At 73.4% G+C, this 1,963-nt stretch carries 2 protein-coding genes; both read right to left on the bottom strand.

What is annotated here, in order from left to right; translation table 11 throughout:
* Nucleotides 1–5: 5 nt before the first annotated feature.
* Nucleotides 6–800, bottom strand: coding sequence for an indole-3-glycerol phosphate synthase TrpC (trpC, locus tag ROTAS13_RS23795; RefSeq protein ID WP_026033527.1), 795 nt, complete (start codon nt 798–800; stop codon nt 6–8).
* Between the two features lie 143 nt (nt 801–943).
* Nucleotides 944–1,960 (bottom strand): anthranilate phosphoribosyltransferase, encoded by a 1,017-nt coding sequence (gene trpD / locus ROTAS13_RS23790; protein ID WP_075823601.1) that lies wholly within the window; start codon nt 1,958–1,960, stop codon nt 944–946.
* Between the last annotated feature and the right edge of the window lie 3 nt (nt 1,961–1,963).

Below are 1,963 nucleotides of genomic sequence, written 5' to 3'. Positions count from 1 at the left end.
GCCGCTCAACCGGCCTCGATCAGCGTCCGGGCCGCCGCTCCCACGTCCGGCTGGCGCAGCAGGTGCTCCCCGACCAGAAGGCAGCGCGCCCCGGCCTCGGCCATGCGGCGGACGTCCTCGGGCGTGCGGATACCGCTCTCGCCCACGGGGATGCGGTCGGCGGGGATCAGCGGGGCGAGGCGCTCGGTCACCGCGATATCCGTCCGCAGCGTGCGCAGGTCGCGGTTGTTCACCCCGATCAGCCGCGTCTCCAGCCCCAGCGCGCGGTCCAGCTCGCGCTCGTCATGCACCTCGGCCAGCACGGACATGTCCAGGCTGCGCGCCGTGTCCTCCAGCGCATGCGCCTGCTCGTCGGTGATAGCGGCCATGATCAGCAGGATGCAGTCGGCCCCGGCGGCCCGGGCCTCGAAGACCTGGTAGGGGTCGAGCATGAAGTCCTTGCGCAGCACCGGCAACTCGCAGGCGGCGCGGGCTTCGGCGAGGTATTCGAGCGAGCCGCCGAAATGCGGCGCGTCGGTCAGCACGGACAGGCAGGCGGCGCCCGCATCGCAATAGGCCCGGGCCAGCTTCGCCGGGGAAAAGTCCTGGCGGATCAGCCCGCCAGAGGGGGAGGAACGCTTGATCTCGGCGATCAGGCCCGTGCGGCCCTCGCCCAGGAACTTGCACAGCGCCCCGGTGAAGGAACGCGGCGCCGGGGCCGCGGTGGCGCGCCGTTCCATCTCGGACCGGGAGATCTCGTGCATCCGCGCCTGCACCTCCACGGCCTTCTCGGCCATGATCCGGGCGAGGATGTCGGGCATGTCGCGGTTGGCGGCACTCCGGGTCTCGGGAGCCGCGAGCGTTGAGGCTTGGTCCATGGAACGGTTCCTGCGGCGTGTGACGCCGCCTCGTCAAGCTTCGGCCGCCGCTCCGGGTTGCATGTGCCGGAGGGGCCGGGGGGTGGTCAGGATGCGGTGGCGGTGCGAAGACGTTCCAGCACGCCGCGCGCGGCGCCCTGGTCGATGGATGCGGCGGCCATCCGGGCCGCCTCGCGCAGATCGTCGCTCCGGCCCGCCACCACAAGGGCCGCGGCCGCGTTCAGCACCACGCAGTCGCGATAAGGGCTGGCGACACCGTCCAGCAGCGCCAGCAGCGCCGCGGCGTTGCGCTCCGGATCGCTGCCGCGCAGGGACTCCACGGGGGAGACCGGCAGGCCCACATCCCCCGGCGAGACGGTGAATTCCCGCAGGTGCCCGTCGCGCAGCTCCACCACCTGGCTGGGGCCGCTGACGGTTAGCTCGTCCAGCCCCTGCCCATGCACCAGCCAGGCGCGCTCGCTGCCCAGGCGGCCCAGGGCCTCGGCCATCGGGCGCAGCCATTGCGGGGCGAAGGCGCCCGTCATCTGGCGCGTCACGCCGCCCGGATTGGCCATCGGCCCCAGCAGGTTGAAGATGGTGCGGGTGCCGAGCTCCACGCGCGGCCCGGCGGCGTGGCGCAGGGCGGCGTGGTGGCGCTGCGCCATCAGGAAGACCATCCCGGCCTCGCGGATCACCGCCGGGATGCGCTCGAAGGGGATGTCGAGGTTGACCCCCAGCGCCGCGAAGGCATCCGCCGTGCCGGAGCGTGAGGACTGGGCCTTGTTGCCGTGCTTGGCCACCGGCACGCCGCAGCCCGCGACCACCATGGCGGCGGCGGTGGAGATGTTCAGCGTCCCCGCGCCGTCGCCGCCCGTGCCGACGATGTCCACCGCGCCGGGCGGCACCTCGGCGGGCACCATGCGGGCGCGCATGGCGCGGACCGCGCCGGTCATCTCCGCCACCGTCTCGCCGCGGAGCCGCATGGCCATCACCAGCCCGGCGATCTGCGCCGGGGTGGCCTCGCCGTTCATGATGATGCCGAAGGCCCGCTCCGCCTCGCCCTCGTCCAGCGTCTCGCCCTGGGCAACGCGCGCCAGCACCGGCTTGAGGGAGGTCTCGCTCATGGC

Source organism: Roseomonas sp. TAS13 (genome assembly GCF_001950415.1).
Taxonomy (GTDB): Bacteria; Pseudomonadota; Alphaproteobacteria; order Acetobacterales; family Acetobacteraceae; genus Roseomonas; species Roseomonas mucosa.
Note: the sequence above shows the minus strand (reverse complement) of the source record. Positions and strands in the feature narration are given on the sequence as shown.

Coding starts and splice junctions, on each gene's coding strand:
- trpC (WP_026033527.1), bottom strand. CDS start 800: ATGCCCGACATCCTCGCCCGGATCATGGCCGAGAAGGCCGTGGAGGTG.
- trpD (WP_075823601.1), bottom strand. CDS start 1,960: ATGAGCGAGACCTCCCTCAAGCCGGTGCTGGCGCGCGTTGCCCAGGGC.